Consider the following 26,718-nt stretch of genomic DNA (forward strand, 5'->3'; position numbering starts at 1 on the left):
TACACATTAAAAAGCCCGCATTAATTACGCGGGCTTTTTATTTGAATTGATTAAGTTAAGATTTAATTTGTACCAAATCAAAATCAGCCATACTTGGTACTATCATTTGTAATCGTGATTCGGTGACATCAAGCGAGTTTAAACATTCACAGTATTCTGAAGCTTTTAACTCTAACTGTTGAGCTTTTTTCTGTAGTGACTTATCTATTTCTTTTGAAATAATATCCATGCGCTGCCCCATGTCATTAATACGATCTTCAATATTACCTTCGCGGGACTTAAATGCATCACCTAAAGAAATTAAAATAGCGCCGAGAGAGCCATGAACGGCTGAGTGAATTTTTTGACTGATCTCTTCGGTAAAAAAATCATCAATTTTAGATAGTGATTGTGGCGCAATAAAAAAGAAATCATCACCGCGTTTAAACTTATCCATTAAAGCCCGCTCGACATATTGCAGTTGCGTTTTGAGCACTTCCGACTCTTTGTCTGACATGCCTTCAACAACTTGCTCTATCGCACTCAAGCCAAGATTAACACCGTCAGTTGCCAACTCCACCAACTCAGGCACCGTATCGCGAATACCCGCGCTAAACTGCTTTAACACTAGGGTTTCCTCAGCCGTTAGATCAATCCAATAACCACGGATAAATAGTTGATTATCATTATTTATTTGTACGCGGGTTTGGCCTTTATCAACAATACGGATCACATCATCAGTGATGATCAAACCATGCCCTAGCTCTACTTCACAAATGGCTTTAGCACTGACATTAAGGCTTGATAGTGCTATGGACATCGCCAATATCGAACGAGATAAAAACGCCATAAACACCTCAAAAAGACTAAAAATGGAAGGCGGCTAGGTTAACAAAAAACCAGTTTTATGCAAGAAAAATGGTAGGCGCGATTTTACATCGCGCATGAATAGGCTTCTGCGCGGGATAAACCCGCGCCTACATTTAAATTGGTGATCCTGGTGGAATTGGTAAGGCGGTAAAATTTGTCGGCCAATTGCCGGTAGTCAGAAACTGTTTAAGTTGATCGGCTAAGTATTGCTTAAAGGCACTTTCACCAACATCAGCACTGCTAAGTAAAGACTCTTGCTGATACGCCTTATTCAGTTTTACTAAGTAATAACGCAACTGGGCTTGCACCTCTGGAGCAACTTTATCACTGGCGACTAAATCAGCAAACTGCTTTGCTGTTAATAACTGCACCCGCTGAGTTATTTTACCTGCCATGCCTTTTTTACTCTGAATTAAAAACACCTGCTGATAAACTTTTGCAAGCAGTTCATCTAAGCTAAAAAATGCATCACTGCGTGCTTGCTGCTGCGCTAAACGATTTAATCGCTGGCTATTTAGCAATAACCCTAAACTATGTTGTGCAGCCACTTCAGGAAGTGCCATTGCATCTAAAGTTAAGCCAGTTCGGCCAACAATACTTTCTCGGCTTTTAGATTCGCCATAGGCCTTGGGTGGAATAAGCGCTAACACTGATTCTGGTAATACTAAATTGTCAGCATTTAGGGTAGCTAAAATGGCCTTTAAAGCGAGCTGTTGAGTTGCCTTTGCAACAACTTGTGCACCTTTTACCATACCTTGACCACGTACTTCATAATCATAATCAACACCTGCAATCAGTTTTACAGCAGACTCGACCTGATAACGATGGAATAAATACAGCGGCACCAGCATCTCTTCAAGCTGAGACAGTGACGTCCCTTCTTTGATATTGTTAATACCAAATTTAGCGAGTGCTTGCTGTCTTATTTCAAGTACTCTTAATAGCTCTTCACTTGGCGAACTGCCGTTATCCCATAAATGTGCTGTTGGGTGCGCACCACCTTGCGCTCGTGCATCACTATCAGAAATAAACTCCAGTCCTTTAGCTTGATTGTCTGCTAAAATTGCAGCCAGCTCGGCACCTTCATCAAGGCCTGTAAAATCACTGTAACCGTACTTTATAACTTGCGTATCCCACTGTCCCATACCTTGCGCATAGCCTCGGCTCACATCGAGTTCACCATGGTCATTAAAGCCCACTAGTGGGTGCGGATAATCCATCACCGACGCACGATCAGCCACTGACGCAGAGAAATTATGAGCAATACCAAGTGTGTGACCAATTTCGTGAGCACTGAGCTGGCGAATACGATCAAGTGCCATTGCTTGTAACGTTTTTGCCACTTCATTACCTTCTAAATAAGGCGCTGCAAGTGCTTCAGCAATTAAAATATCTTGGCGCACACGCAGTGAGCCTAATGTAACGTGACCTTTTAAAATCTCACCTGTACGCGGATCGATCACCGAGCTGCCATAAGACCAACCACGGGTTGCACGATGCACCCATTGGATCACGTTATAACGTACATCCATAGGATCTGCGTTATATGGTAATACTTTGACAATAAAGGCATTTTTATAACCCGCCTCAGTAAAGGCATCATCCCACCATTTTGCGCCATCGAGTAACGCTGTTTTTACCGGCTCTGGTACACCTGGATCTAAATAATAAATAATTGGCTCAACAGGTTCGCTAATAGGTAAGCTTGGGTCTTTTTTCGCAAGACGATGACGCGGGATAGTGCGTAGCAACATTGATTTACTTAATGGCGCGGCATAATCTTTATGTTCAATACTCCAATATCCTGATTGCGGATGAAACGCACGTGGCGTGTAATTATCATCAGGTAACTGTATTAAAGAGTGATGCATATGCACGGTTAATGCGTAAGGGTCAGCACTGACCTGACGAATGTACTCACCCGGTTGAGCACCATTAAATGTCAGCACAGCTTCAAGTTCAGTATTTTTCATAAACGCTTTTGAGCGTTCCATATTTACCGCACTGCGGCTTTCATCAAGGCTAAAATTACCTTGTTTACGGGCTGCAAGCGTTCGACCCACACCATGTACATCACTCAGTAAATACGGCGTGTAATCAATCAGTACAGCTTGCGGGCTTTGTGCAACCACTTTAAAACCCGCTAAAATACTTGATGCAAAGGCTTCTTGAATACTTTTTTGTTCGGCTTTATTGCTGGTATTTGCACGGTAGTAGGTATTAATAGCCCGTAACATCACTTTATCACCAAAGCGCTCAAACTGTACAAGATGTGTATTGCCTAACTGGCCGCGATCAAGGCCAATATCGTTAGAGCCGACACCATAAGGCAAGCTTTGCTGTAATAAAAATTGCTGCTTGAGTTTATCAACTTTTAAATAAATTTTACCGTTTTGAGTGTCGTAATAAAAAGAGAAGTAGCCCGGAAAATGATTCATTTGTTCAGTAAAATCATTAATAGACTTAATTGCTGCGTGCGCTTGGGTTATCATAGTTAGCAACACAGTAAAGAGTATGTAACGTATCAATGGTATTTTTTGCATAATCTTATCTTTGTTATTCGCGTTTTAAATACGGTTAAGGTGTGCCCAGTATAGGATGTTGCACCTAAAATACAGTTATTTAAGACGAAATTCAGCGCTTGCTGTGATGATCCCTCTCACCCTATGATTATCATGGCCCATAACGTTATCAGGAAAATAGAATGCGTAGACTACCTCCGGTATTACTTGAAGACGGTTGCCCTAGAGAGTTAATCTCATTGATCAGAACGATTTTAGCGGCCTGTAAAGAAATTTCATTCCGCGTCGGCCAAGGTGCCCTGTCCGGTGTACTAGGTTCAACGCTTGATGAAAACATTCAAGGCGAAACACAAAAGAAACTCGATGTTCTGACCAACCAACTACTTAAAGATATTTTACTGGAGTCAGGCTACGTAAAAGCGATAGCCTCAGAAGAAGAAGACTACACAGTAGCTGGCAACCCGAATGCAGAATATATCGTCGCGTTTGATCCACTTGATGGCTCATCAAATACCGATATCAATTCACTGGTTGGTACTATTTTTTCAGTTATGAAAGCGCCTGAGGGCTCAGATCCTGCCGATCAAAGTATCTTTATGCAACCGGGTAAAAGCCAAGTCGCTGCGGGATATGTATTATATGGCCCATCTACAGTACTTGCATTAACGACCGGCAAAGGTACACGTTTCTTCACGCTAGATAAAACACACGGCAGCTTCTTATTAACTCAAGATTTTGCCCAAATACCAGAAGAGACAAGTGAATACGCTATCAATGCATCAAATCAACGTCATTGGCAGCCAGCGATGCAAAACTACATTAATGACTTAATGGCTGGCGAAACAGGTCCACGAGCGCGTAACTTTAACATGCGTTGGATTGCCGCCATGGTCGGTGATGTTCATCGCGTATTATGTCGCGGTGGTATTTTTACTTACCCAACTGACACTAAAGATCCAAACAAACCAAATAAACTACGCTTACTTTATGAAGCAAACCCAATGGCTATGTTAATCGAACAAGCCGGCGGCATCGCATCTACCGGCACTGAGCGCATCATGGACATTCAGCCAGATGCAATCCACCAGCGCGTTGCTGTTATTTTAGGTTCTAAAAACGAAGTAGAAACCTGTTTGGGATATCATAAGTAATAGACTTTAAGATAGAGGAGCTAGGTAAAAGGCTCTAGGAAAGTGATTTTCTCAGATAACAATCACATCGTAGGCGCGGCTTTATGCCGCGTTTTTTATTTTCAGCTATATCAACCGCAATATCCCTAGAACCTAGCCCCTACTAACTTGCTAATAATTCAATCAGCTTCGCAACTTTACTCTTATCAAGCTCGCCCATTTGTTCGCTGTTGCTGAGAGCATAAATTGCACCTTCCACGGCGCTGTGATCGATGTCGGTTCTTGATTCTATAACATTGGCCCACAGCTCAAGGTCGTCTAAAGCTATCTCGCCTGTCAAGCAGCGAGTGAGTACATCGAGTAAGGTTGCAAGCGTTAATGTGTAAGCAGGGCTTTGCTCATCACTTGTTGTTGAAACAATAATACTGATGGCCTCGTCTTTTTGTTTACCAAAACGGGCAAATTCTGCTAACGCTTGTGCTCTGTTCATAGCTGCTTATCTGTTATTCTATGGATTATTGAAAAATTAAACGTATCTCAAATGACTATTTTAGCTTGCTCACAATGCCAAACAACGCTTACGTGTAATGTTGATGATATTAATGCTTGTTGGTGCAATGAACTACCAGCTATTTTACCGTTTGATAGCACAACCACCAGCTGTTTATGTCGAGAGTGTACCTTAGCGAAAATTAATCAATTTCTAAATACCCTTTATCAACGCCCCCTCAAAGAGCAGTTTGCTTTTGCAAAGCTCTTTCACACTAACGCCAATTTAATCGAACACCTCGATTATGAAATGCAAAACGGCTATATGATATTCAGTCGTTGGTTTTTCTTAAAACGTGGAAAGTGCTGTAAAAACATCTGTAAACACTGCCCTTACTAAATATTTAAGTATTTATTCAAAAAAATGGCATAAAGTTGCAAATAACGCATGACGAAAAGAATAAAAATACATTATAATTAGATATAAATTCACTAAATATCCAATGTATTTTGTTTAAAAAATCAACTTAGCTTGATTTTTAAGCATAAAATTACTGTAACTTATTCGGAAAATGAACATGAATACCTTTAGGCCAGCACTTCTTGCATCAGCTGTTTCTACTATTTTATTTAATAGCCACCACCTTGCTGCTGCGCAGTCAACAACCCAAGCAGACAAAGCAATTGAAACAATTCAAATTACCGCTACTCGTCGCGCGGGCTCAGTGCAAGAGGCACCACTTAATATTACCGCCCTTGATGGCGATGTGATCAAAGATCAGAATATTAGTGATCTTGAAGATGTAGCACGCTGGGTGCCTGGATTAACGATTTCTGATCAAGGTGGTCGTGAAGGCTCCCCTATAATCGTGCGTGGTTTGAATACCAATACTTCAGATCGTATTTCTGATGGCGGTACTGTGGCCACTTACGTGGGTGAAATTCCTCTTAATATTGATTTACGTTTAACTGACGTTGACCGCGTTGAAGTACTTATTGGCCCACAAGGTACTTTATATGGCGCTGGCACATTAGGTGGTGCGATTCGCTATCTATTAAAACAACCAGAACTTGATATTACCGAAGGCCAAGTAACTGGTGATGTATTTAGCTTAAATGAAAGCAACGGCACCGGTGGTGAATTTGGTTTAGTCTTTAACACGCCATTAATTGACGATGTATTGGCAATTCGTGCCAGTGTTAATTATTACACCAACCCAGGTTATATCGATTACAACTACGTGGTGCAAAACCTTGGTGTATCAAACCCAAATCCTGATTTTACCAACCCACAAGATGTCAGTGCTAACTTACGCCGTGTTAGTGACGTAAACGATGAACAAATTACTACAGGCCGTGTGTCACTGCGTTGGCAAGCTAACGAAGCAGTTGAAGCAACGCTTAACTATTTTTATCAAAAACAAGAAAGTGGCGGCAACTCAACATCACAATATAACTCATTAAGTGACAGCAGCGGCCTACAAGAGATGGTTGGTCAATATGAAAATGCAGCGCGGATACTTGAACCTGGTGAAGCAGAAAACGACTTACTAAGCTTAGAGCTCAAGGCTGACTTAGGTTTTGCTGAGCTGGTATCTGCCTCAGGTTGGTCAAGCTACGAGCAATCTGGACAACGCGACCAAACTGATTTACTTTACGATATATATTCCGGTTATGCTGAATTTCCAGCGTTTGTTGCACAAGCTCGGGATACCTCAAAACGTGATAATTTCACTCAAGAAATTCGCTTAGTATCTAACTCGGAGGGTGCATTTAACTGGATTGTTGGTGGTTACTACAACAAGCTTGAAAGCCACGTTAATGATCGTGAATACACGCCAGGGCTTACTGAATTTTCGGGTGATGAGATCCCAAATATAGAAACTGACCTTGAATATATTTTATTAACTAACTCAGAAACTACAGAAAAAGCATTATTTGGTGAGATCAGTTATAGCTTTACTGAAAAGTTGCATGTAACTCTTGGTGCCCGGGTTTATAAATATGACATTTCATCTGATGTTGGTTCAGCTACACCACTATTTATAGAGGACGAAAACTACATTTCGTCCCTCGATAAAATTAAGTTCTCGAATATAAAAACTAATGATAGTGGTAGCCTATTTAAGTTTAATGCCAACTATACTTTTGATTCTGGGGTACTTGCTTATTTTACCGTAAGTGAAGGCTTTCGGATTGGCGGTGACAATGGTATCTCCCTTTGTCCGGATGTATTACCAGAACAACAAATTATTTGTACGCTACCAAATGAAGAAGATTATAAACCAGATACCACGGTAAACTATGAGCTTGGTTTTAAATCAAGTTGGTTTAAAAACCGCTTACACTTTAATGCCGCGCTGTTTAACGTTGATTGGAAAGATCCACAAGTTGGCTCTTCGACAGTTAATGGTCAAGAGCTGATCACCTCAAATGCCGGTGCTGCCAATTCAAAAGGTGTGGAAATTTCATCTCGCGCGATAATAGCTGATAACTGGACTGCTTACGCAACCTACGCCTATGCAAAAGCAGAGCTAACTGAAAATGTGCCTCTTTTATTTGGTGAATTAGATGAAAAGTATACCCAGTATCAAGCATACTATGATGGCGCCGATGGCGATCGTTTACCTGGTGCCCCTGAGCATCAGTTCTCATTCGGCCTGCGCTACGAGCAAGATGTGCTAGACGATAAGTTGTTAAGTATTAATTATGGTATAACAGCACAAAGTGATGTGATCACTAAAGTTGGTTTAAAAGCCGATGGTGAAACACTTGCAGGTTATGCGCTGAGTAATTTATCTGCCAAGCTAACAGGTGATATGTGGTCTGCAACTATCTACGTTGACAACTTATTCGATAAGTACGCATTTACCTCGGTACGCCGCGATAAATCATGGGCAGGCATGGCTAAATATGAAGCGCTAAATAAAGACCTCCCTGAACTACAACGTGTGTATGGTCACTACACCACTACACCGCGTACTATCGGCATGAAATTTACGTATAACTTTGAGCTGTAATAACGGTTCTTTATAAACTAAAAAAGCCTTGGTGTTTTACACTAAGGCTTTTATGCTTCTTACTATGCAATTAACATCAATTCAAAAACACCTACAACAACAAATTGAGCAGGCTATTAACCATGGCAAGCTTAATGACGCGCACTTATTACTGCTCAATTATATAAAACAGAACCCAAGTGATCATTTTAGCTACTTTTTACTGGCGCAAGTAAATGTTGCAGCACAGGATATAAGCAAAGCCAAAAAACTACTCGCCAAAGCGATTAGTATTGCGCCTTTGCCATTATACTTTGCTCACTCGGCTAAGCTTGCGGTGCTCAGTGGACAACTATTAGATGCGCAATTAGCTATTAATGAAGCAATAAAACATCCACAGTTTGCAGCTATTGAATGCGATTTAATTGCCAATGTATTAACTCGTTTAGGTCACTACCAACTTGCACTAGAATGGCAATTACGGGCCTACCAACAAGCCCCTAACAACCCGCAAATAAGTTATAACCTAGCTGTGGCCTATAAAATCATGGCGCAATTTAATGATGCTAAACAACTATTACATCAATTAACACAACAGCAGCCACAGTATTTTCAAGCTCATTATTCGCTAGCTGAACTTAACGATAGCCAACAGGCTAAGCAACATTTACAACAGCTGTTAACTTTAACCGAACACGCTAAAACGCCGATGCAGCAACAATTTTTGTACCATGCGATTGCACTTAATTACGAACACTGCACTGATTATCAGCAAGCCTTTGCGCATTTTACTACAAGTAAGCAAGCAATCTCTGGGCATGTAAAATATGCTGCGCAAACCCATCGTAAATTTTGTGAGCAGCTGATAGCACTCAGTAATGATTATAAACCGCGCACAAGCAACAGCGATTTTGAGCCGCTATTTGTGGTTGGTATGCCGCGCTCTGGCACTACTTTGCTAGAAAAAATAATTAATCAGTCAGCGCTAGTGCAAGGTGTGGGTGAACTTAATGATATTGCTCAGCTTTGCCAAGGTGCTAATGTTCAGGTATTAAATAGCAATGTACTTAAACTGGCATATTCAAATACTGAGTTAACAGCCCAGCTTAGCCAATATCAGCAACGTATTAATCAGCTGGTGGCACGTGGGCTGCGTAGTTGCGACAAACAGCCATTTAATTTTTACTATATCGATTTAATTTTAGCGGCTTTTCCTAAGGCTAAAATCATTTGCATGCAACGAGGGCGAAAAGCTAGCTGTATCGCTAATTACCGTCAACTATACAGCCCAGCCAGTGCATTTCATCACTACAGTTACAACCTGCAAGACATCGATAGTTTTTATCAAGATTACAGCGGTTTGATCAATCATTTTGCAGCAAAACACCCTGGTAATGTGATGATAATGCAATACGAAACGCTTGTTTCAGAGCCGCAGCTAAGCACGCAACAGCTGTATGGGTTTTGTAATTTACCTTGGCAAATTGAGTGTCTGGATTTTCATAAGCAACATAGCCCGTCGGCAACAGCAAGCAAAGTGCAAGTGCGCCAGCCGCTCAATAAAAAAACCATTGATTACTGGCAACACTATGGGTTTGCATTTTAACGCGCTGGGCAAGGGTCTGTGTCGATAGGTAACTCATCACGGCCGCCCCACTCACTCCATGAGCCGTCATAAACATGCAGATTTTCATACCCACACTCATCAGCAAATAACGCCAAGATGCATGCCGTAACGCCGGAGCCACAACTAAACTGCAAGGTCGTTTCAGGAGTCGCCTGCTCACCTAATACCGCGTCGAATGCTGCTTTAATGTCAGTTAATGGTTTTGCTTCGCCATCATCTAATAACTCAACAAAAGGTAAAGCACGACTATTTGGAATATGGCCGCTGCGCATGCCCGCTCTAGGCTCTACCATTTTACCTAAATAACGCTGATAACCGCGCGCATCAAGTAATACCGTTTGTTCATCATCGATACCATTAAAAACCGCAGCGGCATCTATAAAGTAATCCGTTCTTGGGTTAGCAATGAAGTTTCCTTTATGATGATGACGGCTGTATTCAACTTGAGTGAGATACCCGAGAGATTGCCATTTTGCTAGGCCACCACTGAGTACTTTGACATTATCAAAGCCCATGGCTTTAAACATCCACCAGCCTCGTGCGGCACTAAATAAACCTTGGTCTTCATAAATAATTACTAAAGAATCTTTATCAACCCCCATTAACTGCATCTGCTCAGTAAATTGCTCTGCACTACACATGCTATGTGGTAGTGGATTGTCTTGATCGGCTAATTGCTTTTTAAAGTCAAAACGCTGTGCATTTGGCAACTTGGCCTCGGGTTGATACTCACCGAGCTTACCTGGGCGCACCATGCCGGCATCAAAAATAATCAGCCTGGGGTCGTTTATGTGCTCGTTCAACCATTGGCAAGTTACTATGTTTTTCATTGTGTTCCTTATAATTAACCTGATGAAAAATCAGCTTATTTCCATTCAACTAAGCTATGAATTACTCTTACATCATAATCTTGCCAGCTAATATTTACACTGTAAATACACTTAAAGGCTGTATGGGTGAAATCAACTTTTTGCCACCTAATGCTAGACGCACCCTTAAATATGCATCGTTGATATAAATAGGAAAAATAAATTTGGAATATGAAAATGAGCTTAACATTACGGTTTAACGCTAATAGAAGTATATTTTAGGAGTTATTAATCTTAGAACTCGTATATACTTACAACCTAATGCAGTAATAGTAAATATTACTAATATTATCAGTTCAAAAAACGATGGTTGTTCAGAGTTAAGCATAATGAAAGAAAATCATAATACGATAACTGCTAGCCAAGTAACTGGCAATATTCTAGTTGTGCTACCAAAGTTCATTGGCGACGCGGTCAATTGCACACCTTCATTGCAGCTACTTAAAAACCTTTATCCAAATAAAAATATTATATTACTAATTAGACCTCATTTAGTTGAGATGTTTAAGCGTGAAACCGACTATTCAATTATAGTCGATGAACGCTTTAATAAAACTCAACCTGTGTCTATTTGGGCGTTCGCTAAAACACTTAAAGCCACAAATATTCAAGTTGCAATAATAATGCGCAACTCATTGTCTGAAGCAATACTTTGCTTTTTAGCAAGTATCAAATACCGAGTAGGTTATGCAAAAAATGGACGTTCGCTATTATTAACGCATAAGTTAAAGTTAAACGAAAATCACCATTATATATTTCGCTACTGCCGACTTGTGAATGAACCCCATGATAATCCGTTTAACTCTATACCAAAGACCGTGCTGGTAAAAGAGCCCAGTCTGTTAATCCCTAAACAGAACAAAAAATCTATTGGAGTTTATTTTGGCGGGAAAAATAAAGGTTTTCGTCATTACCCTAACGAGCTTTCATTTATTGCAATGGCGGATATAGCTAAAAAGATTGGTTGCACCTTTTATATTTTTGGTGATAACGCCGAGCTTAAAGATGCCCAGCAATTACATCAGCAGCTAAATCAGCAACAAGTTGACTCTGTTGTCCTTGCAGGAAAAACCTCGATTATAACTATGATAGACGCTATTGGTGAGCTTGATTTATTACTGACAATCGACTCTGGTCCCATGCATATTGCAGCTGCATTCAATATTCCTTTTGTTGCTGTAGTGGGTATGGGAACTTCACCATGGAGTGTTGTGGCACCCAAAGTAACCAATGCCATTACGTTAATTGCAAATGGCAATCAGCTACTTGAAAAAGATATTATTAACGACATAAAGCCACAGCACATCAGTGAGGCGGCTTTAAAGTTACTGAATCACTAAATCTTAATAATTTCAGAACTCAGCGGTGCCATTTTTGCGAGTATTTATTTGGCACCCAAGCAACAAGCATATCTTGCCATTGTTGCAAAATAACGTATTGGCATTAAGCCCCCTGTGAAACGCTGAATTCTGCATCTTGAGGTGGCTTGGGTATATAAATGCAAAGAATAAAAGCCCAGTAACTATAAATAATAGTAAAACTCTAAACTTTTAAATTGCAGCAAGTTAATTACTAACAACTAAGAGTTAGAAATCAAACCATATTGCTCGTCTAAAATAGCAATTACTTCACTACGCGGATCTGCTGGAATTGTAATATCACGGCCCACAATTTTGCTAGCGATACCAACATAAGTATCAGAAACAGTTAACATAACCGACTCAGGTAAAATGTAATCTTTTGCTAGTTGCTCACGTTCAGGCATACGATCTTTATTCAGCAATACATCACTATCAGGCACATTATTAATTAATAACTGACGAAACCCTTCTTTAGAGTTCTCAACAATTTTGCCATCTTGATAAGCTAATTCATCCCAAATACGTGATGAGTCTGGCGTGCCTACCTCATCAATATAAATTAGTTTATTAGTACCATTTAAGTCTTCCACATAACCAAACTCAAATTTAGTATCAACGAATATTTGACCTAACTTAGCCAACTCTTCACTTATCAGAGTAAATCCTTCAACCAGTAATTGCTCATATTTAGTAACATCTTCTGCTGATTTAAAGTTAAATACGGCTAAGTTATTTAGAATATTATCGCGAGTAATATTGACATCATCCACCGCCGGAATATCAGCAACATCGGTAATAATTCCTTTTGTTGATGGCGTAATAAGTACTTCGTCTAATTTTTGGTTCGCAGTTAAGCCATCGGGGAGTTCTAAACCACAAAAGTTGCGAATACCTTTATTATAATCACGCCACATGCTGCCTGTAATATATTGACGAGCAATTGCCTCAACTTTCACAGTACTGGCTTTACGCACAATCCACACATACGGATGTGGAATATCAACAATATGATTTCCCGCAAGGCCTGCCTGATCAAATAACTTAAACCAATGTGATGCAACAGTATTTAACGCAATACCTTTACCTGGCACACCATTTAAACCATTTTCACCTTGCCAAATACAATCAAACGCTGAGATACGATCAGAAATAACCATAATAGCCAGTTCTGTACCTTTAGGAACTTGGTAACCCTTATCGCTGATCAAACGCGCGCTGTCTTCGTCGGTTAACCAATAAACTGAACGTACTTTACCACTGTGAACGGGGCTCTTTGTGCGTATTGGTAAGTCATCGTTTACGTCTAAAACTTTATAGCTAGTCATGCTATCTCCGAATGTATGGCATGCTCATAATGAGCATAAGTATGGTATTAGGGTTATGAGGTGTTAATAATAATCGAGACGGCGTTAAATCACAATTAAAGGACTTTGTTGTTTAACGTGTTTTGTTTTCATTTTTCTTACTGCGTTATAGTATAACACCAAATAAACCACAACTCGCTGCATATGATCAATATTCAAAGACTTAGTTTTAAATGGCACTCGCAACAAACTATCCCTACATTGACTATACCCTCTTTAGTCATTGAGCATGGCGAGCATGTATTTTTACACGGCCCGAGTGGCTCTGGAAAATCAACCCTACTGTCATTGCTTGCTGGTATAAACAAGCCAAATTCAGGCACACTTAGTGTGCTTGATATAAACTTGGCGCAGTTGAGCCACCGCAAGCGAGATGCATTTCGCTCTGATCACATAGGGTATATTTTTCAAAACTTTAATTTGCTCCCTTATTTGTCACCGCTGGAAAATGTGATGCTAGGTTGCCAATTTTCTAAACCCCGCCAACAAAACGCATTGCAACAAAGTGATACATTGGCACTGGAAGCGCAAAGGTTATTGGGGGCACTTGGCCTGTCGAGCGAACACCACCACCGTAGCGTGGCTGATTTAAGTATTGGACAACAACAACGCGTTGCCGCTGCACGTGCTTTTATTGGTAGCCCTGAACTTATTATTGCTGACGAACCCACATCAGCCTTAGATGCAGCGAATCGAACAGCATTTATCGAACTGTTATTTGCACAAGCTAACTTAGTAGGTAGTACGTTGGTATTTGTAAGTCATGATGAAAACCTACAAGCACTTTTTAACCGCTCAATTAGTCTTGTTGATATTATGGAGCAAGTAATATGATTTTAATAAAACTTGCTTATAAAAGCCTACTCAATCGCCGCGGCAGCGCATTTTTAACCTTGTTTACTATTGCCATTAGCGTCATGTTGCTATTGAGTATTGAGCGTGTACGCGTTGATGCTAAAAGTAGTTTTAGTAATACTATTTCTGGCACTGATCTCATTGTTGGCGCTCGTACCGGCGATATACAGCTGTTATTATCTTCGGTTTTTCGCATTGGCCATGCTAACAATGGTGTTAGCTGGCAAAGCTATGAATATATAAAACAGCAACGCGGTGTCAACTGGACCATTCCGCTGTCACTAGGAGATAGCCATAAAGGCCAAGCGGTACTAGGCACCTCAGTGGATTATTTTCAACATTATAAATTTGCTAAAAAGCAACCGCTTAGTTTTAGCCAAGGCCGCACCTTCGCCCATTTAGATGAAGTAGTACTGGGTGCGCAGGTCGCTGCCAAGCTAGGCTATTCGCTAGGCGATAATATCGTTATTTCACACGGTATGGGTAATACCAGCTTTCATCATCATGATGATAACCCTTTCACTGTGGTGGGCATTTTAGACGCGACGGGCACCCCCGTTGATAAAACCCTACATATTCCATTAGCGGCTATTGAACTGATCCACAGCGGTAGCCACACCAGCCATGAACAGCATGACGATCTAACAGGCGAACCTAAGCAAATCACCGCGTTTTTAGTGGGTTTTGATTCTCCTCTTTATACGTTACAAGTAAGGCGCAATATTAATCAATACAAACCTGAAGCGTTGCTTGCCATCATGCCAGGTGTAACTTTACGTGAGCTATGGGAAATGCTGACAATTGTTGAAAAAATCTTGTTACTGTTTTCTATTGTAGTGGTACTCGTGAGCCTACTAGGCATGCTAACGACTCTATTAGCCAACCTTAACCAACGCCGCCGCGAATTGGCCATTTTACGCTCGGTCGGTGCGCGTCCTTGGCATTTATTCACATTGATCAGCATTGAATCACTACTGATAACCTTTTTGGGCTGCCTAGTAGGCTGTGGGTTATTTTATTTATTAATGTCTCTTGCCACAGGTTACTTACAAAGTAATGCTGGCATCACAATCACCATTGCTATGCTATCGAGCTATGAACTGGTATTGATCGGCGCTATTATGACGGCTGGCTTTATCGTTGGTTTAATACCTTCCACCCGCGCCTATTTTTACTCATTGTCTGATGGCATGAGCATTAAAATTTAAGAGGAACATCATGCAGTACTTTCAAAAGTTCACTTTACTTTGCTTAGTTATTTTTAGCTTTGGTTATAATTTGAGTAGTTATGCCAATGAACCAAAAGAAATTTTTTGGGAAGACTTAATTCCTAAGGGACATGTACAAATAGATACTCAAGATCAAGCTAGCCATGAAGGTACAGAGCAAAATTGGGTGCAACCGGATCTAGATGCACCAATTGTTAAGGAACTCAATGGCCAATCAGTCAGCTTACCTGGGTTTGTAGTACCTCTTGAAGGTGACAGCGAAATGATTACTGAGTTTTTATTAGTGCCTTACTTTGGTGCTTGCATCCACGTGCCACCACCACCACCGAATCAAATTGTTCATGTAACAATTAAAGGCGGCGTGCCAATTGAAAGCTTGTACGATGCCATAGTCGTTACCGGCATCATCAGCACCGAAAGCTGGAGTGGCGAAATAGCCCAAGTAGGCTATAAAATGACAGCCGTCGGCGTCGCACCATTCGAACTATAAATTATAAAAGGTTAAAGACTTTCACCTTTAACCTTTTATTGATCAACTCAACCTCTAACCTATACTGCAAACACGCTGAATTAACGTTGGCATTGACTACAATACACAGTACTACGTTGCCCTAAACGGATCTCAGTTAAGGTTTTTTTACACACCATACACGCCTCACCTTTACGGCCATACACTAAAAGTTGTTGGGCAAAGTAACCTGGTTTACCATCACTTTGCGCAAAATCTTTTAGTGTAGTACCGCCTTGAGTGATAGCTGCAGCCAAAGTATCTTTAATAATAGGGATTAATTGCTGATAACGCGCGAGTGCTACTTTTCCTGCTTCACGTTTTGGGTGAATACCGGCTTTAAAAAGAGACTCGTTAGCGTAAATATTACCCACACCAACCACCACAGCGTTATCCATAATAAATTGTTTGATTGGTACTTTTTTATTGCGCGACTGCTCATATACGCGCTTAGCAGTAAATTCATCAGTGAGTGGCTCAGGACCCAGTTTACTCAGTAAGCTATGACATTCGCCGGGCGCTTGCCATAAACAACAACCGAATCGGCGTGGGTCATTTAGTCTCAGTGCTTTACCGTTGGCAAATATAAACTCGATATGATCATGCTTTTTTAATGGCTCATTTTGTTCAACAACTCGTAAATTACCTGACATACCTAAATGCAAAATAATACTGCCCAGTTCACACTCAAGTAGCAAATACTTTGCCCTACGCTTAACAGCTAACACAGCTAAGTTAACTATTTTGTACACATCATCAGGCACAGGCCAGCGCATATTCGGATTATGAATATTCACCTTTGTAACTGTTTGCTGCAAAATGTGTGGGGTGATCCCCATTCGGCTAACTTCAACCTCTGGTAATTCAGGCATACTATTTAGGCTCACTTTGTGAAAAATTAAAACTCGGGAATAAACGCTGCGCAGTTGCTTTATCAAGTGATAACACGCGCTGGTTGCTTTTATCTAATAAATAATAGCCTTGCGGTGCACTGTATAACAGATACAACCAAGGGAGTTGCTCACCGGCCAGCCACACTGTGGCAACCGTTAACGCAGGCGTATTATGAAATGCCCGCTGATCATCAGCGACCGATAATTGCATGCTCTGCCATTCATTTACTAATGCCACAAGGTTGGCTGTTGTTGCTTGCCAAAAACTAGCAGGTGCATTATTGATTAATGCAGTGGCGCGCCAAGAAGTGCCTATTCGCTCTATTTTTTGATCAGGGAATTCAAGTGCTAAAATAAAGTTTTGCGCTGGCAATACACTTTGCACACTAGATTGTTCTGAACCACTGTTGAGTTTGGTATGTAATCCATTGAAAAAGAAAATCATCAACAGCATTGAAAAAATAACCACATTATTCCAGCCTTTGCGGCCTAACTGCATTTGAGTTCTTCCTAAAAGATTCAATTAGTTAAAGTGTAACCAAAAACATGTAAAAATGGCAGTTGAATTTTTTACCTAGCTGAGAAGTTAATATTACAAAAATTCACCAGTGGGAATGTGTCAAAGTTAGATTACTTTGCTAAAATACGGCAAAATTTAAGGAGTTCCGTCATGTCAATGTATGTAGTGGGTCATAAAATCCCAGATTCAGATTCTATTTGTGGTGCCATCGCACTGGCTTATTTGAAAAACCAAATCGAAGAGCCCGCAATCCCAACGCGCCTTGGTGAAATATCACCTGAAACGCAGTTTATTCTGGATAAGTTCGGCTTTGAAGCGCCAGAACTAAAATTAAGTTATGCCGGTGAAGATGTTTACATCGTTGACCATACCGAAAAAACCCAAGCACCCGATGATATCGATCAAGCTCGTGTAGTGGGTGTTGTTGATCACCATAAACTAGGTGATTTAACCAGCTCTACACCGCTTGAGTGTTGGATCCGCCCTGTTGGCTGCTCAAACACCATTATTAAAATGATGTATGATTTCTACAATGTTGAAATTCCAAAAGACATTGCAGGCATCATGATGTGTGCAATTTTAAGTGATACGGTTATTTTCAAATCACCAACCTGTACGACCGCTGATATCAAGTGTGTTGAAGCGCTTGCTGAAATTGCCGGCATCGAAGACTTTAAAGAATTAGGCATGGACATGTTCCGCGTTAAGTCAGCGGTTGAGAATACTCCAGCGCGTGATTTAGTAATGCGTGATTTTAAAGACTTTAATATGAACGGTAAACTAGTGGGTATTGGCCAACTAGAAGTTATTGACCTAGCGGTATTTGATGATATTAAAGCAGACCTTGAAGCTGATATTGCCAAGCTAAAAGAAGAAGGTGGACGCCACTCAGTATTTTTACTGCTTACTGACATCATGAAAGAAGGGTCACAAATGCTAATCGTCTCTGACGATGCAACACTCGTTGAAACTGCTTATGGCGAAACACCTAAAGACGGAAAAGTATGGCTAGACGGCGTACTAAGTCGCAAAAAGCAAGTAGTACCACCACTACAAGACGCTTTTGCAAAGCTTTAAGTGCTAGGTGCTAGGTGCTAGGTGCTAGGTGCTAGGTGCTAGGTGCTAAAAATATTAACCTTGTGGGTTTTTCCTGCAAGGTTTTTTATGCCTGAAGCTCGAAATATGACGGCTGACGGCCAGTTTAAAACAAAAAACCCAGCTTAGGCTGGGTTTTTGATATTCATAGAAAACTAAAATTACTTGATTTTAGCTTCTTTGAAAAGAACATGTTTACGGATTTTTGGATCAAACTTTTTGATTTCCATTTTTTCCGGCATGTTACGCTTGTTCTTGTCGGTAGTGTAGAAAAAACCAGTACCAGCTGTAGAAACTAAACGGATCTTATCACGCATGACTCAGGTCCTTAAACTTTTACGCCGCGAGCACGGATTTCAGTAAGAACCGTGTCGATGCCTTTTTTATCGATAATACGCATACCTTTAGTAGTAGTGCGTAATGTTACAAAACGTTTTTCACTTTCAACCCAAAAACGGTGTGTTTGTAGGTTAGGTAGGAAACGACGTCTAGTCGCGTTTCTCGCGTGTGAACGGTGATTACCAACCGCAGGACGCTTACCTGTAACTTGACATACTTTAGACATGTCTATATATCTCCAATAACTTCGCTCGAGCTTAATTTGTCCCCTAGGCTATGTATTTTGTGCCCCAGGGATAAATCGAAGGGCGCTCTTTATACAGCTTATACAGGCAAAGATCAAGTGATTGATCTAATCCAACCAGCTCATGTGTAAATTTGATAGCGGCTAATTATAAAGATCGAATGCCCTTAGGGAAAGTAAAAACTGCATTTAAATTAAACTAATTTGCAAATAAGCACTAAACCGCTCATTTTTAACACGCTTAGTGATTTGAATACGCTTAAATCAAGCCTCGTTCTGCAAACGAAACACAATTATCTCCCCCAACAACGATGTGATCTAAAATATTTATATCGACTAATTGCAAAGCTTGCTGCAATTTAGTGGTAATTAATTTATCAGCTTGGCTTGGTTCAGCAATACCGGATGGATGATTATGAGCCAAAATAAGTGCCGCAGCGTTATTTTTTAAAGCCGCTTTGACGACTTCTCTTGGGTAAACAGATGCCGCATTAATAGTGCCATAAAAAAGTGTTTCTTCTTTAATTAAGCGATTCTGGCTATCTAAATACAACACCATAAACACTTCTTGCTGCAAACCTCGCAGCTCAATCGTTAAATAGTCATATACTGATTGCGGTGAATTAAAGACCGCTTCGCGCTGGCATTGTTCCATCATATAGCGACGACTCAATTCCAGCACCGCTTGAAGTTGCACAAATTTTGCTGTGCCCAACCCTTTTTGTGCACAAAAATCATCGATTGATGCATTAAATAAGTTATGCAGTGTTTGATTTTGTGTCATTAAATGTTGTGCTAACTCAACTACATTCATACCCGGCAAACCCGTTCGCAAAAATATCGCTAATAACTCGGCATCACTTAACGACTTAGCTCCTTTCGCCAGTAACTTTTCACGTGGTCGCTGGCTGCTTGGTAAAGAGGTGAGCTGCATTATTTCGTCCCTGAAAAATGATTTATAATTTAACTGTAATGCAAAAATAAAATTTCGCCTGTAAAAAGTGCGAATAAATTCCCTATTAAAACTTCGTCCATAAGACAAAGATTTGCTATCGTTAGCGCATATCGACAAAGAGTTTTATCAGGGTATGACAAAGTTATGACCAATTTAGCGACAGAATTAGTAAATAAAAAAATTGTACTTGGGATCAGCGGTGGTATTGCCGCCTACAAATGCGCCGAACTTGTTAGACGTTTAAAAGATCATGATTGTGATGTCAAAGTGGTAATGACTGAGTCAGCAAAACACTTTATCACACCACTTACCATGCAAGCGGTCAGTGGTGAAATGGTCTCAGACTCTTTGCTCGATCCTTCTGCTGAAGCCGCTATGGGTCATATTGAATTTGCCAAATGGGCTGATTTAATTTTAGTTGCGCCTGCTACATCTAATATCATCGCAAAAATGGCAGCCGGCATTGCAGATGATTTACTCACCACTTTATTGCTGGCAACACCCGCAAAAGTAGCTGTGGCGCCTGCGATGAATCAACAAATGTATACCCACCCAGCAACTCAAGCTAATCTAGCAACGTTAAAACAGCGTGGCATTGCAATTTGGGGGCCAGGTAAGGGTGAACAAGCATGTGGTGATATAGGTGCAGGGCGAATGCTTGAACCGCATGAATTAGTGGTACTATGCACGCAACCTTCGCAACCGCAACTACTAGCTGGTAAAACCATTACAATTACCGCAGGGCCAACTCGTGAAGCGCTCGACCCAGTGCGTTTTATATCGAATCACAGCTCTGGTAAAATGGGCTTTGAGCTTGCACATGCGGCAGTTCGTTTAGGGGCAACGGTTAACCTGATTTCAGGTCCGGTAACAATTGCGCCACCACCAGGTGTTAACCTAATTAACATTGAGACCGCTGTTCAACTACTTGAACAAGCGCTTATTTTTGCTCCCAAATCGGATGCTTTTATTGGTTGTGCAGCTGTTGCCGATTATCGCGCTGCCGCCGTTGCTGAGCAAAAAATGAAAAAACAAGACAATGAACTGACGCTCACTTTAGTTAAAAATCCTGATGTAATCGCTGCCGTTGCCAATCTTACAGAGCGTCGTCCATATACTGTTGGTTTTGCCGCAGAAACTCAAGATGTCGCAAACTATGCCAAAGGTAAACTGGTAAATAAAAACTTAGATATGATCTGCGCTAATGACGTATCACAAAATGGCCTTGGCTTTAATTCAGATCATAATGCTTTAACATTATTCTGGCACAATCAGCAAAAAGAATTAACAATCGATACCAAAAGCGCACTAGCACTGAGTGTAATGACTGAGCTTGCGAAACGGTTGTAAAAAGGCTGGCAAGAAGCTGAATAAAACATTAACATAGCCTTAATCGCTTGTTTAAAAAGTGAGTGGGCTTCAACCACAAAAGCTAAGTAAATTATTATAAAAGAAAGGAATGTTCATGCCTGCGACAAAAAGAAGTAATCGCAAAGAGCAAATACTACAAGCACTCGCACAGATGTTAGAAACCAGCCCAGGTCAACGTATCACCACAGCAAAATTAGCTGCTGAGGTAGGTGTTTCTGAAGCTGCGCTTTATCGTCACTTCCCGAGTAAAGCACGGATGTTTGAAGGCTTAATAGAGTTTATTGAAGACACTTTGTTGTCGCGTATAAATCTCATTCTTGAAAACGAAAAAGAAACGCAGAGCCGTATCTATAATATTTTATTACTACTATTGGCATTTGCTGAAAAAAACCCAGGTATCACCCGTATTTTAACTGGCGATGCACTGCAAGGTGAGCAAGAACGATTACGTGAGCGTGTACAAAGCTTGTTTGAAAAGCTTGAAACACAACTAAAACAAGTATTACGCGAGCGCAAACTTCGAGAAGGTAAAACCTTTCAAAGTGATGAGTTAACCATCGCCAACTTTTTACTTGCCTACATTGAAGGCAAGATGAACCAATTTGTGCGCAGTGACTTTAAAGCAAAACCTAGCGCGCAATTTGAAAAACAGTGGTTAGAATTACAAAAAATATGGCTTTAACTCCTAGCTCCTAAAATCATCAACCTTGTCGGTTTTCCTACAAGGTTTTTTTATAAATGTTACTTTCAACCTTTATTTTCGACCGCTTATCGTTTCTACTCGAATTGTTGAACAAACTCGTTATGATGATGCGGATGAAACAAAACGAGAAATAATAATGAAAGCACAACTTTCCCTACTCAGCGTAGTACTGGTTGCAAACCTTGGTAGTGCCGCAGCAAACGCAAAAGAGCCGCTACAATTTAAAGATATATTTGATTTCAAAGCAGCTAAAACGACGCAATTATCTGAAAATGGTGAAGTATTCAGCTTTAGTGCAACCCCATACCGCGGCGATGCAACAGGCCAAATCTATACCTTAAACAATAATAAGTTACTTGCAGAAATTGAGCGCGGCACTAAACCTACCATCAATAAAGCAGCTAACTGGGTAGCATTCACTCAAGTCCCTGCTTTGCTTGAAAAAGAGACTACAAAAAACAAAGACACCTTAAAAAATAATCTAGTGCTTGTTAATACAATAACGGGTGAACAACAAATTTTTGAGAACGTAACAGACTACCAGCTCTCTGATGATGGTCACTGGTTAGCGTATCGCTTTGATGAAAAAGTAGATAAAGACGATGCAAGTACAGATAGCGATGACGCTAAGAGCACAGATAAATCCAGCGAAATCAAACCAGATAAAAAAGACAAAGTATTTGACTTAGTGGTCGTAAATTTAAAAGATAAAACCACGCATACAATAAATAGCGTGTTTAGTTACGCTATTAATACCATAGGTAACGAGCTGCTTGTTAGCCAAAGCTACCCTGATGGCAGCGATAACCAAGTGGCATTGATTTCACTCAACAATGGCTTTAATACCAGTGTTTTAATTGACGAACCTGGGGTTGTGGCAAATAAAATAGCTTGGCACCCTACTAAAAACATTGCCGCATTCACACTTGGCAACTATGTAAATGACGATATGCGCCGTCGCGATCACCAATTAAAACTGTGGCAAAACGAGCAACTTACTGATATTGCTTCCCCAGAAAAAAGCTGGACTATCGGCAAAACGGCATCTCTAGAATGGTCTGAAGATGGCGAACGCTTATACTTTGAAAATCACCCTAAGTTAGCAACAAAAATTAAAGAAAAAAAATACACCGATCAAGCCTCGCTATTTGACTACGATACGATACGCGGCCAAAAAGGTCTTAATGTTTGGCATAACAACGATGCCGAAATTAAACCTCGCGAAAAACAACAATGGAACGAGAACAATAAAAATCGTCACTACCAAGCCGTTTACCACCTTAATGGCAAACAAGTTGCTCAACTAAGTACGGTTGATATGCCGAGCGTGGCACTAAATACCAATCGAACGACAACATTACTTGGTTCCTCCGATTTACCTTATTTAGAGCGTGTAATGTACGGCGGCTTTTTTGCAGATTACTATGCGGTTGATGTCAAAACGGGTAAGCGCAGCGCTATTATCAATGACTACCCATTTAGACCCAGCCTATCACCCAGTGGGCAATTTGCTGCTTACTTTGAAAATAGCCAAGTGCAACTGAAAGACTTAGGCAACAATAAAGTCAGCACCTTAACAAAAGCGATTCAAGCAACATTTGCTGATGATCAGCACGATTACCCATCAACTCAACCGGGTTATGGTTTCGCTGGTTGGTTAGCTGATAGCAGCCAAGTGCTGGTATATAGCAAATACGATATCTGGGCATTTGATGTTAAAACCCTCAAAGCCACACGCCTTACACAAGGTAAAGAAAATAACACGCAATATCGAGTCATCAAACTTGATAAAGACCAAGTTGGCTTCAAGCAAGATGAAATTTTATTACTTAGCGCTACAAACTTACAGAAAAAACAAACAGAGATAGCAAAACTTAACCTTGCCGATAACTCTGTTAGCAAAGTATTAAACGGTAAGAAACGCTTTGATGTAGTAAAAAAAGCTAAAAATGCCGATAAATACCTATTCACTGAGCAAACTTACCAGCAGTTCCCTGATTTTTATCAAACTGATTTTAGTTTTAACAAACCACAACGGGTTACCAACTTAAACCCACAAGTTAACGACTTTGCATGGGGACAAAAACCGGAGTTAATTAGCTATAAAGGTTTTGATGGTGAAGACCTACAAGGCGTATTAATTAAACCTGCGGGTTATAAGAAGGGCGATAAAGTGCCAGTGGTGGTGTACTTTTACCGTTATATGAGCCAGCGCATGTATGACTTCCCTAAAATGGAGTTAAACCACCGCCCTAACTTTCCTATGTTTACCTCAAACGGCTATGCGATTTTCTTACCTGATATTCGCTTTGAAATAGGTCATCCAGGTAAATCATCAACGCAGACCATGATCAACGCCACCCAAAAGCTGATTGATTTAGGTATTGCCGACCCTGATAAAATTGGCTTACAAGGGCATTCGTGGGCGGGCTATCAAAGTGCCTTTATGATCACCCAAACTGATATGTTCAAAGCTGTTGTATCGGGTGCGCCAGTGTCTAACATGACCAGTGCTTACAGCGGGATCCGCTTAAAATCAGGATTAGCGCGTCAGTTCCAATATGAAACTGGGCAAAGCCGTATCGGTAAAACCTTGTTTGAAGCGCCAGAGCTTTACATCGAAAATTCACCCGTGTTCTTCGCTGATAAAGTAAATACGCCGATTCTAATTATGTTTGGTGATAAAGACGATGCAGTGCCATGGCATGAAGGTGTGCAGTATTACTTAGCGCTGCGCCGTGCAGGTAAAGATGCGACGTTTTTACAATATGAAGGTGAACCGCATCACTTAAAGAAATTCCCGAACCAAGTAGATTTCTCTATTCGTATGATGCAGTATTTTGATCATTACTTAAAAGGCAAACCCGCTGCAAAGTGGATGACTGAAGGTGAAGCTTTCATTGAAGAGTAAGCTGAAAAACAAGCAGCTATAAACAAAAACGCCCAGCAATTGCTGGGCGTTTTATTACGATATAAAAACTTACCTAACTCATTGGGGTTACCGCCTACTCTTAGCTTTATATTGGCTTTTTATACAACTCAAATCATCATCACTGATAATGATGATATCCCAGCCAAGGGCATCCATCTATTTACGTGTAGTTGGTAAAATGGTGCGGTGCTAACACTCTGCCCAATATTAAGGGTATGAGAATAACGATCGCTTGGCTTTAAATGCGCTCATAGTAAAGTAAGCAATTACTTTAAAAAGGCCGTAAAGTATACCCAAATTAATCATCAAAGCGATATTAGCTATTTACACTGGCACCAAACATAATAATATAAGTAAATAACACATTAGCTATTATAGTTCATGTTTAACACCTTATATTTGAAATCAATTATGTTTTAAGGAAAGAATATTAAGATTTTACGTAAATTTCTGCAATTTGCTTTTTTTATCAGTATTGCAATTATTGTTATTGGCCTACTTCTACCACAGCAGTACCAAGTGAGTAAAAGTGTCAAGATAAATGCTAAAACAAGCGAAATTGCACCGTATGTCAGTGACTTTACCAAATGGCAAACTTGGTCCCCATGGGAAAAGCTTGACCCAAGTATTAAATTCTCTGTCGCTAAACCGAGCTCAGGCGTGGGTGCTCATCAGTTTTGGCAGGGTCGCTGGGGAGCCGGTGAAATAACAATCACAAGTATCAGTGAGTCTATAATTAATTTTAATATTTTATTTAACGATGAACATATTGCTAGTGGAATAATTCGTTTCTCACCTCAGCAAACTCATACTTATGTATCTTGTGAGATAAAAGGAGAAATAACCACCCCACTTACTGGGGGTTACTTAGCCATTTTAAATCAACATATTTTGACAAATACCGTTGAGCTTGGCCTTAATAATTTAAAAACTACCGTGCAATTACGCGTCACAGACAAAGGAAATAAAAATGACAGTCAAAGTAGCTCAGGCAAAAATTAATCTTGCCCATATTATTGAGTCTAAACTTGGCTATGCAATGGTAAAAAGCAGCTCTGTTCGCATAACCACCGATAGTGATGATAGTTATAGTGTTCAAGGTCAGAATCAACTCCCCTACAGTATTAAAAGTGACACTTCCTTACTTACCCGTGCCCAAAATCGTCAACAGCTCTTATTAATAAACCAACAACAAAACATTGAAGCAATAATGGCTATGGCACTGAGCTTTTGTCCTGATGTTACAAGTAACGGGCAACCCGACAGCGACTGGGTAGAGCGCTTTATTGCATTGTGTGAAGGTACGTCTAATGAATCAATGCAAAAACTTTGGGCTAAAATTTTAGCGGGTGAAACAGTTTCCCCCGGTACTTTTTCAATTAAGAGCTTACAAACTCTTAAACAAATGACCCAACGCGAAGCTGACGCATTGCAAAAATGTACTGCGATCTGTGGCTATAATGAAAAAGATAATAGCCATTTAATTTTATTAGGCTTTTATAAAAAACATTCGCTATTTGATTTACTACGTAAAGGCAATAAAGTGTCATTCAATCTCGGTAAAGCGGGGATCAGCTTTCCTGATGTATTAACCTTGATGGATATCGGCCTCATCTACCGCAAAGAAATTGAATCAGCCGCATTAAAAGCAAACCAAGAAATAAGCTTTACTTTTTTAACTCAGCGGGTGGTACTCAAACCAAAAAATAACGATTTGGTACTCAGTTACTATAAATTTACACAAACGGGTGATGAACTTAGAAAATTGATTAACACGCCAGTTAACAAGGCTTACAAGCAATTGTTAAGTAGTGCGCTTGAAGAAGAGTTTGAAGTAGCGTGGCACGCAATTAAATAACGCTGC

General features: G+C 40.4%; 24 protein-coding genes. 14 read left to right on the plus strand and 10 right to left on the minus strand.

Annotated features, from left to right (window positions below):
* Window positions 1-55: 55 nt before the first annotated feature.
* Together HHO47_RS12180 and HHO47_RS12185 are read right to left on the minus strand one after the other, a co-directional pair.
* Window positions 56-829, minus strand: a complete 774-nt coding sequence (locus HHO47_RS12180; protein ID WP_169020529.1) for a YggN family protein — start codon at window positions 827-829, stop codon at window positions 56-58.
* Between the two features lie 133 nt (window positions 830-962).
* Window positions 963-3,392: a zinc-dependent metalloprotease gene (locus tag HHO47_RS12185; protein WP_169020530.1), complete on the minus strand. Its 2,430-nt coding sequence runs from the start codon at window positions 3,390-3,392 to the stop codon at window positions 963-965.
* Between the two features lie 161 nt (window positions 3,393-3,553).
* Between HHO47_RS12185 and HHO47_RS12190 the strand changes: the two genes are divergently transcribed.
* Window positions 3,554-4,522, plus strand: coding sequence for a class 1 fructose-bisphosphatase (locus tag HHO47_RS12190; RefSeq protein ID WP_169020531.1), 969 nt, complete (start codon window positions 3,554-3,556; stop codon window positions 4,520-4,522).
* 142 nt (window positions 4,523-4,664) lie between these two features.
* On the opposite strand, the gene HHO47_RS12195 is transcribed toward HHO47_RS12190, so the two are convergent.
* A complete protein-coding gene (locus HHO47_RS12195) occupies window positions 4,665-4,991 on the minus strand; it encodes a hypothetical protein (RefSeq protein WP_169020532.1) in 327 nt (108 codons plus the stop codon).
* Between the two features lie 51 nt (window positions 4,992-5,042).
* Between HHO47_RS12195 and HHO47_RS12200 the strand changes: the two genes are divergently transcribed.
* The 3 genes from HHO47_RS12200 (at window position 5,043) to HHO47_RS12210 (ending at window position 9,595) form a co-directional block, all read left to right on the plus strand.
* The gene (locus HHO47_RS12200; RefSeq protein WP_169020533.1) at window positions 5,043-5,390 is read left to right on the plus strand and encodes a DUF5522 domain-containing protein; all 348 of its coding nucleotides are present in this window, start codon (window positions 5,043-5,045) and stop codon (window positions 5,388-5,390) included.
* 178 nt (window positions 5,391-5,568) lie between these two features.
* A complete protein-coding gene (locus HHO47_RS12205) occupies window positions 5,569-8,010 on the plus strand; it encodes a TonB-dependent receptor (protein ID WP_169020534.1) in 2,442 nt (813 codons plus the stop codon).
* Window positions 8,011-8,074: 64 nt separating this feature from the next.
* Window positions 8,075-9,595: a tetratricopeptide repeat-containing sulfotransferase family protein gene (locus tag HHO47_RS12210; RefSeq protein WP_248290999.1), complete on the plus strand. Its 1,521-nt coding sequence runs from the start codon at window positions 8,075-8,077 to the stop codon at window positions 9,593-9,595.
* On the opposite strand, the gene HHO47_RS12215 is transcribed toward HHO47_RS12210, so the two are convergent.
* Complete coding sequence (locus HHO47_RS12215; RefSeq protein ID WP_169020536.1) at window positions 9,592-10,446, minus strand: sulfurtransferase; 855 nt, start codon at window positions 10,444-10,446, stop codon at window positions 9,592-9,594. The two genes, HHO47_RS12210 and HHO47_RS12215, sit on opposite strands and share 4 nt — an antisense overlap.
* Window positions 10,447-10,814: 368 nt before the next feature.
* Between HHO47_RS12215 and HHO47_RS12220 the strand changes: the two genes are divergently transcribed.
* Window positions 10,815-11,825: a glycosyltransferase family 9 protein gene (locus tag HHO47_RS12220; RefSeq protein ID WP_169020537.1), complete on the plus strand. Its 1,011-nt coding sequence runs from the start codon at window positions 10,815-10,817 to the stop codon at window positions 11,823-11,825.
* 239 nt (window positions 11,826-12,064) lie between these two features.
* Here the strand turns inward: HHO47_RS12220 and HHO47_RS12225 are convergent, their stop codons facing one another.
* The gene (locus HHO47_RS12225) at window positions 12,065-13,171 is read right to left on the minus strand and encodes a phosphoribosylaminoimidazolesuccinocarboxamide synthase (protein ID WP_169020538.1); all 1,107 of its coding nucleotides are present in this window, start codon (window positions 13,169-13,171) and stop codon (window positions 12,065-12,067) included.
* Window positions 13,172-13,354: 183 nt separating this feature from the next.
* Between HHO47_RS12225 and HHO47_RS12230 the strand changes: the two genes are divergently transcribed.
* From HHO47_RS12230 to HHO47_RS12240, 3 genes are read left to right on the plus strand one after another with little or no spacing between them, the layout of a single operon-like run.
* Entirely contained in the window at window positions 13,355-14,044 is a 690-nt protein-coding gene (locus tag HHO47_RS12230; protein ID WP_169020539.1) for an ABC transporter ATP-binding protein, read from the plus strand.
* Window positions 14,041-15,273 carry an ABC transporter permease gene (locus HHO47_RS12235; RefSeq protein WP_169020540.1) on the plus strand — a complete coding sequence of 411 codons (1,233 nt, stop codon included), beginning with the start codon at window positions 14,041-14,043 and terminating at the stop codon, window positions 15,271-15,273. The genes HHO47_RS12230 and HHO47_RS12235 overlap by 4 nt, the downstream gene beginning before the upstream one ends.
* 10 nt (window positions 15,274-15,283) lie before the next feature.
* On the plus strand, window positions 15,284-15,784 hold the full coding sequence (locus tag HHO47_RS12240) for a DUF3299 domain-containing protein (protein ID WP_169020541.1): 501 nt from the start codon (window positions 15,284-15,286) through the stop codon (window positions 15,782-15,784).
* 80 nt (window positions 15,785-15,864) lie between these two features.
* On the opposite strand, the gene mutM is transcribed toward HHO47_RS12240, so the two are convergent.
* Both mutM and HHO47_RS12250 read right to left on the minus strand, forming a co-directional pair.
* Window positions 15,865-16,674 (minus strand): bifunctional DNA-formamidopyrimidine glycosylase/DNA-(apurinic or apyrimidinic site) lyase, encoded by an 810-nt coding sequence (gene mutM, locus HHO47_RS12245; RefSeq protein ID WP_169020542.1) that lies wholly within the window; start codon window positions 16,672-16,674, stop codon window positions 15,865-15,867.
* 1 nt (window position 16,675) lies between these two features.
* Window positions 16,676-17,194, minus strand: coding sequence for a hypothetical protein (locus HHO47_RS12250; RefSeq protein ID WP_169020543.1), 519 nt, complete (start codon window positions 17,192-17,194; stop codon window positions 16,676-16,678).
* Between the two features lie 171 nt (window positions 17,195-17,365).
* Here HHO47_RS12250 and HHO47_RS12255 point away from each other — a divergent pair, with 171 nt between their 5' ends.
* The gene (locus HHO47_RS12255) at window positions 17,366-18,292 is read left to right on the plus strand and encodes a manganese-dependent inorganic pyrophosphatase (protein ID WP_169020544.1); all 927 of its coding nucleotides are present in this window, start codon (window positions 17,366-17,368) and stop codon (window positions 18,290-18,292) included.
* Window positions 18,293-18,471: 179 nt separating this feature from the next.
* Here HHO47_RS12255 and rpmG read toward each other — a convergent pair whose 3' ends face one another.
* From rpmG to radC, 3 genes are all read right to left on the minus strand, one after another.
* On the minus strand, window positions 18,472-18,627 hold the full coding sequence (rpmG, locus tag HHO47_RS12260) for a 50S ribosomal protein L33 (protein WP_004335545.1): 156 nt from the start codon (window positions 18,625-18,627) through the stop codon (window positions 18,472-18,474).
* An 11-nt stretch (window positions 18,628-18,638) separates the two neighbouring features.
* Window positions 18,639-18,875, minus strand: a complete 237-nt coding sequence (rpmB, locus tag HHO47_RS12265; RefSeq protein ID WP_004335549.1) for a 50S ribosomal protein L28 — start codon at window positions 18,873-18,875, stop codon at window positions 18,639-18,641.
* A gap of 277 nt (window positions 18,876-19,152) precedes the next feature.
* Window positions 19,153-19,827, minus strand: a complete 675-nt coding sequence (radC, locus tag HHO47_RS12270; RefSeq protein WP_169020545.1) for a RadC family protein — start codon at window positions 19,825-19,827, stop codon at window positions 19,153-19,155.
* A 165-nt stretch (window positions 19,828-19,992) separates the two neighbouring features.
* Here radC and coaBC point away from each other — a divergent pair, with 165 nt between their 5' ends.
* From coaBC to HHO47_RS12295, 5 genes are all read left to right on the plus strand, one after another.
* Window positions 19,993-21,198, plus strand: a complete 1,206-nt coding sequence (coaBC, locus tag HHO47_RS12275) for a bifunctional phosphopantothenoylcysteine decarboxylase/phosphopantothenate--cysteine ligase CoaBC (RefSeq protein WP_169020546.1) — start codon at window positions 19,993-19,995, stop codon at window positions 21,196-21,198.
* Window positions 21,199-21,313: 115 nt separating this feature from the next.
* Window positions 21,314-21,901, plus strand: a complete 588-nt coding sequence (gene slmA, locus HHO47_RS12280) for a nucleoid occlusion factor SlmA (protein WP_145234700.1) — start codon at window positions 21,314-21,316, stop codon at window positions 21,899-21,901.
* Between the two features lie 157 nt (window positions 21,902-22,058).
* Entirely contained in the window at window positions 22,059-24,833 is a 2,775-nt protein-coding gene (locus tag HHO47_RS12285) for a S9 family peptidase (RefSeq protein WP_169020547.1), read from the plus strand.
* 540 nt (window positions 24,834-25,373) lie between these two features.
* The gene (locus tag HHO47_RS12290; RefSeq protein WP_348981655.1) at window positions 25,374-25,856 is read left to right on the plus strand and encodes an SRPBCC family protein; all 483 of its coding nucleotides are present in this window, start codon (window positions 25,374-25,376) and stop codon (window positions 25,854-25,856) included.
* Window positions 25,825-26,712 (plus strand): TIGR03899 family protein, encoded by an 888-nt coding sequence (locus tag HHO47_RS12295; RefSeq protein WP_169020548.1) that lies wholly within the window; start codon window positions 25,825-25,827, stop codon window positions 26,710-26,712. The genes HHO47_RS12290 and HHO47_RS12295 overlap by 32 nt, the downstream gene beginning before the upstream one ends.
* Window positions 26,713-26,718: the final 6 nt, after the last annotated feature.

Origin of the sequence: Pseudoalteromonas arctica (assembly GCF_012927645.1) — a bacterium.
GTDB classification, from domain to species: domain Bacteria; phylum Pseudomonadota; class Gammaproteobacteria; order Enterobacterales; family Alteromonadaceae; genus Pseudoalteromonas; species Pseudoalteromonas arctica_A.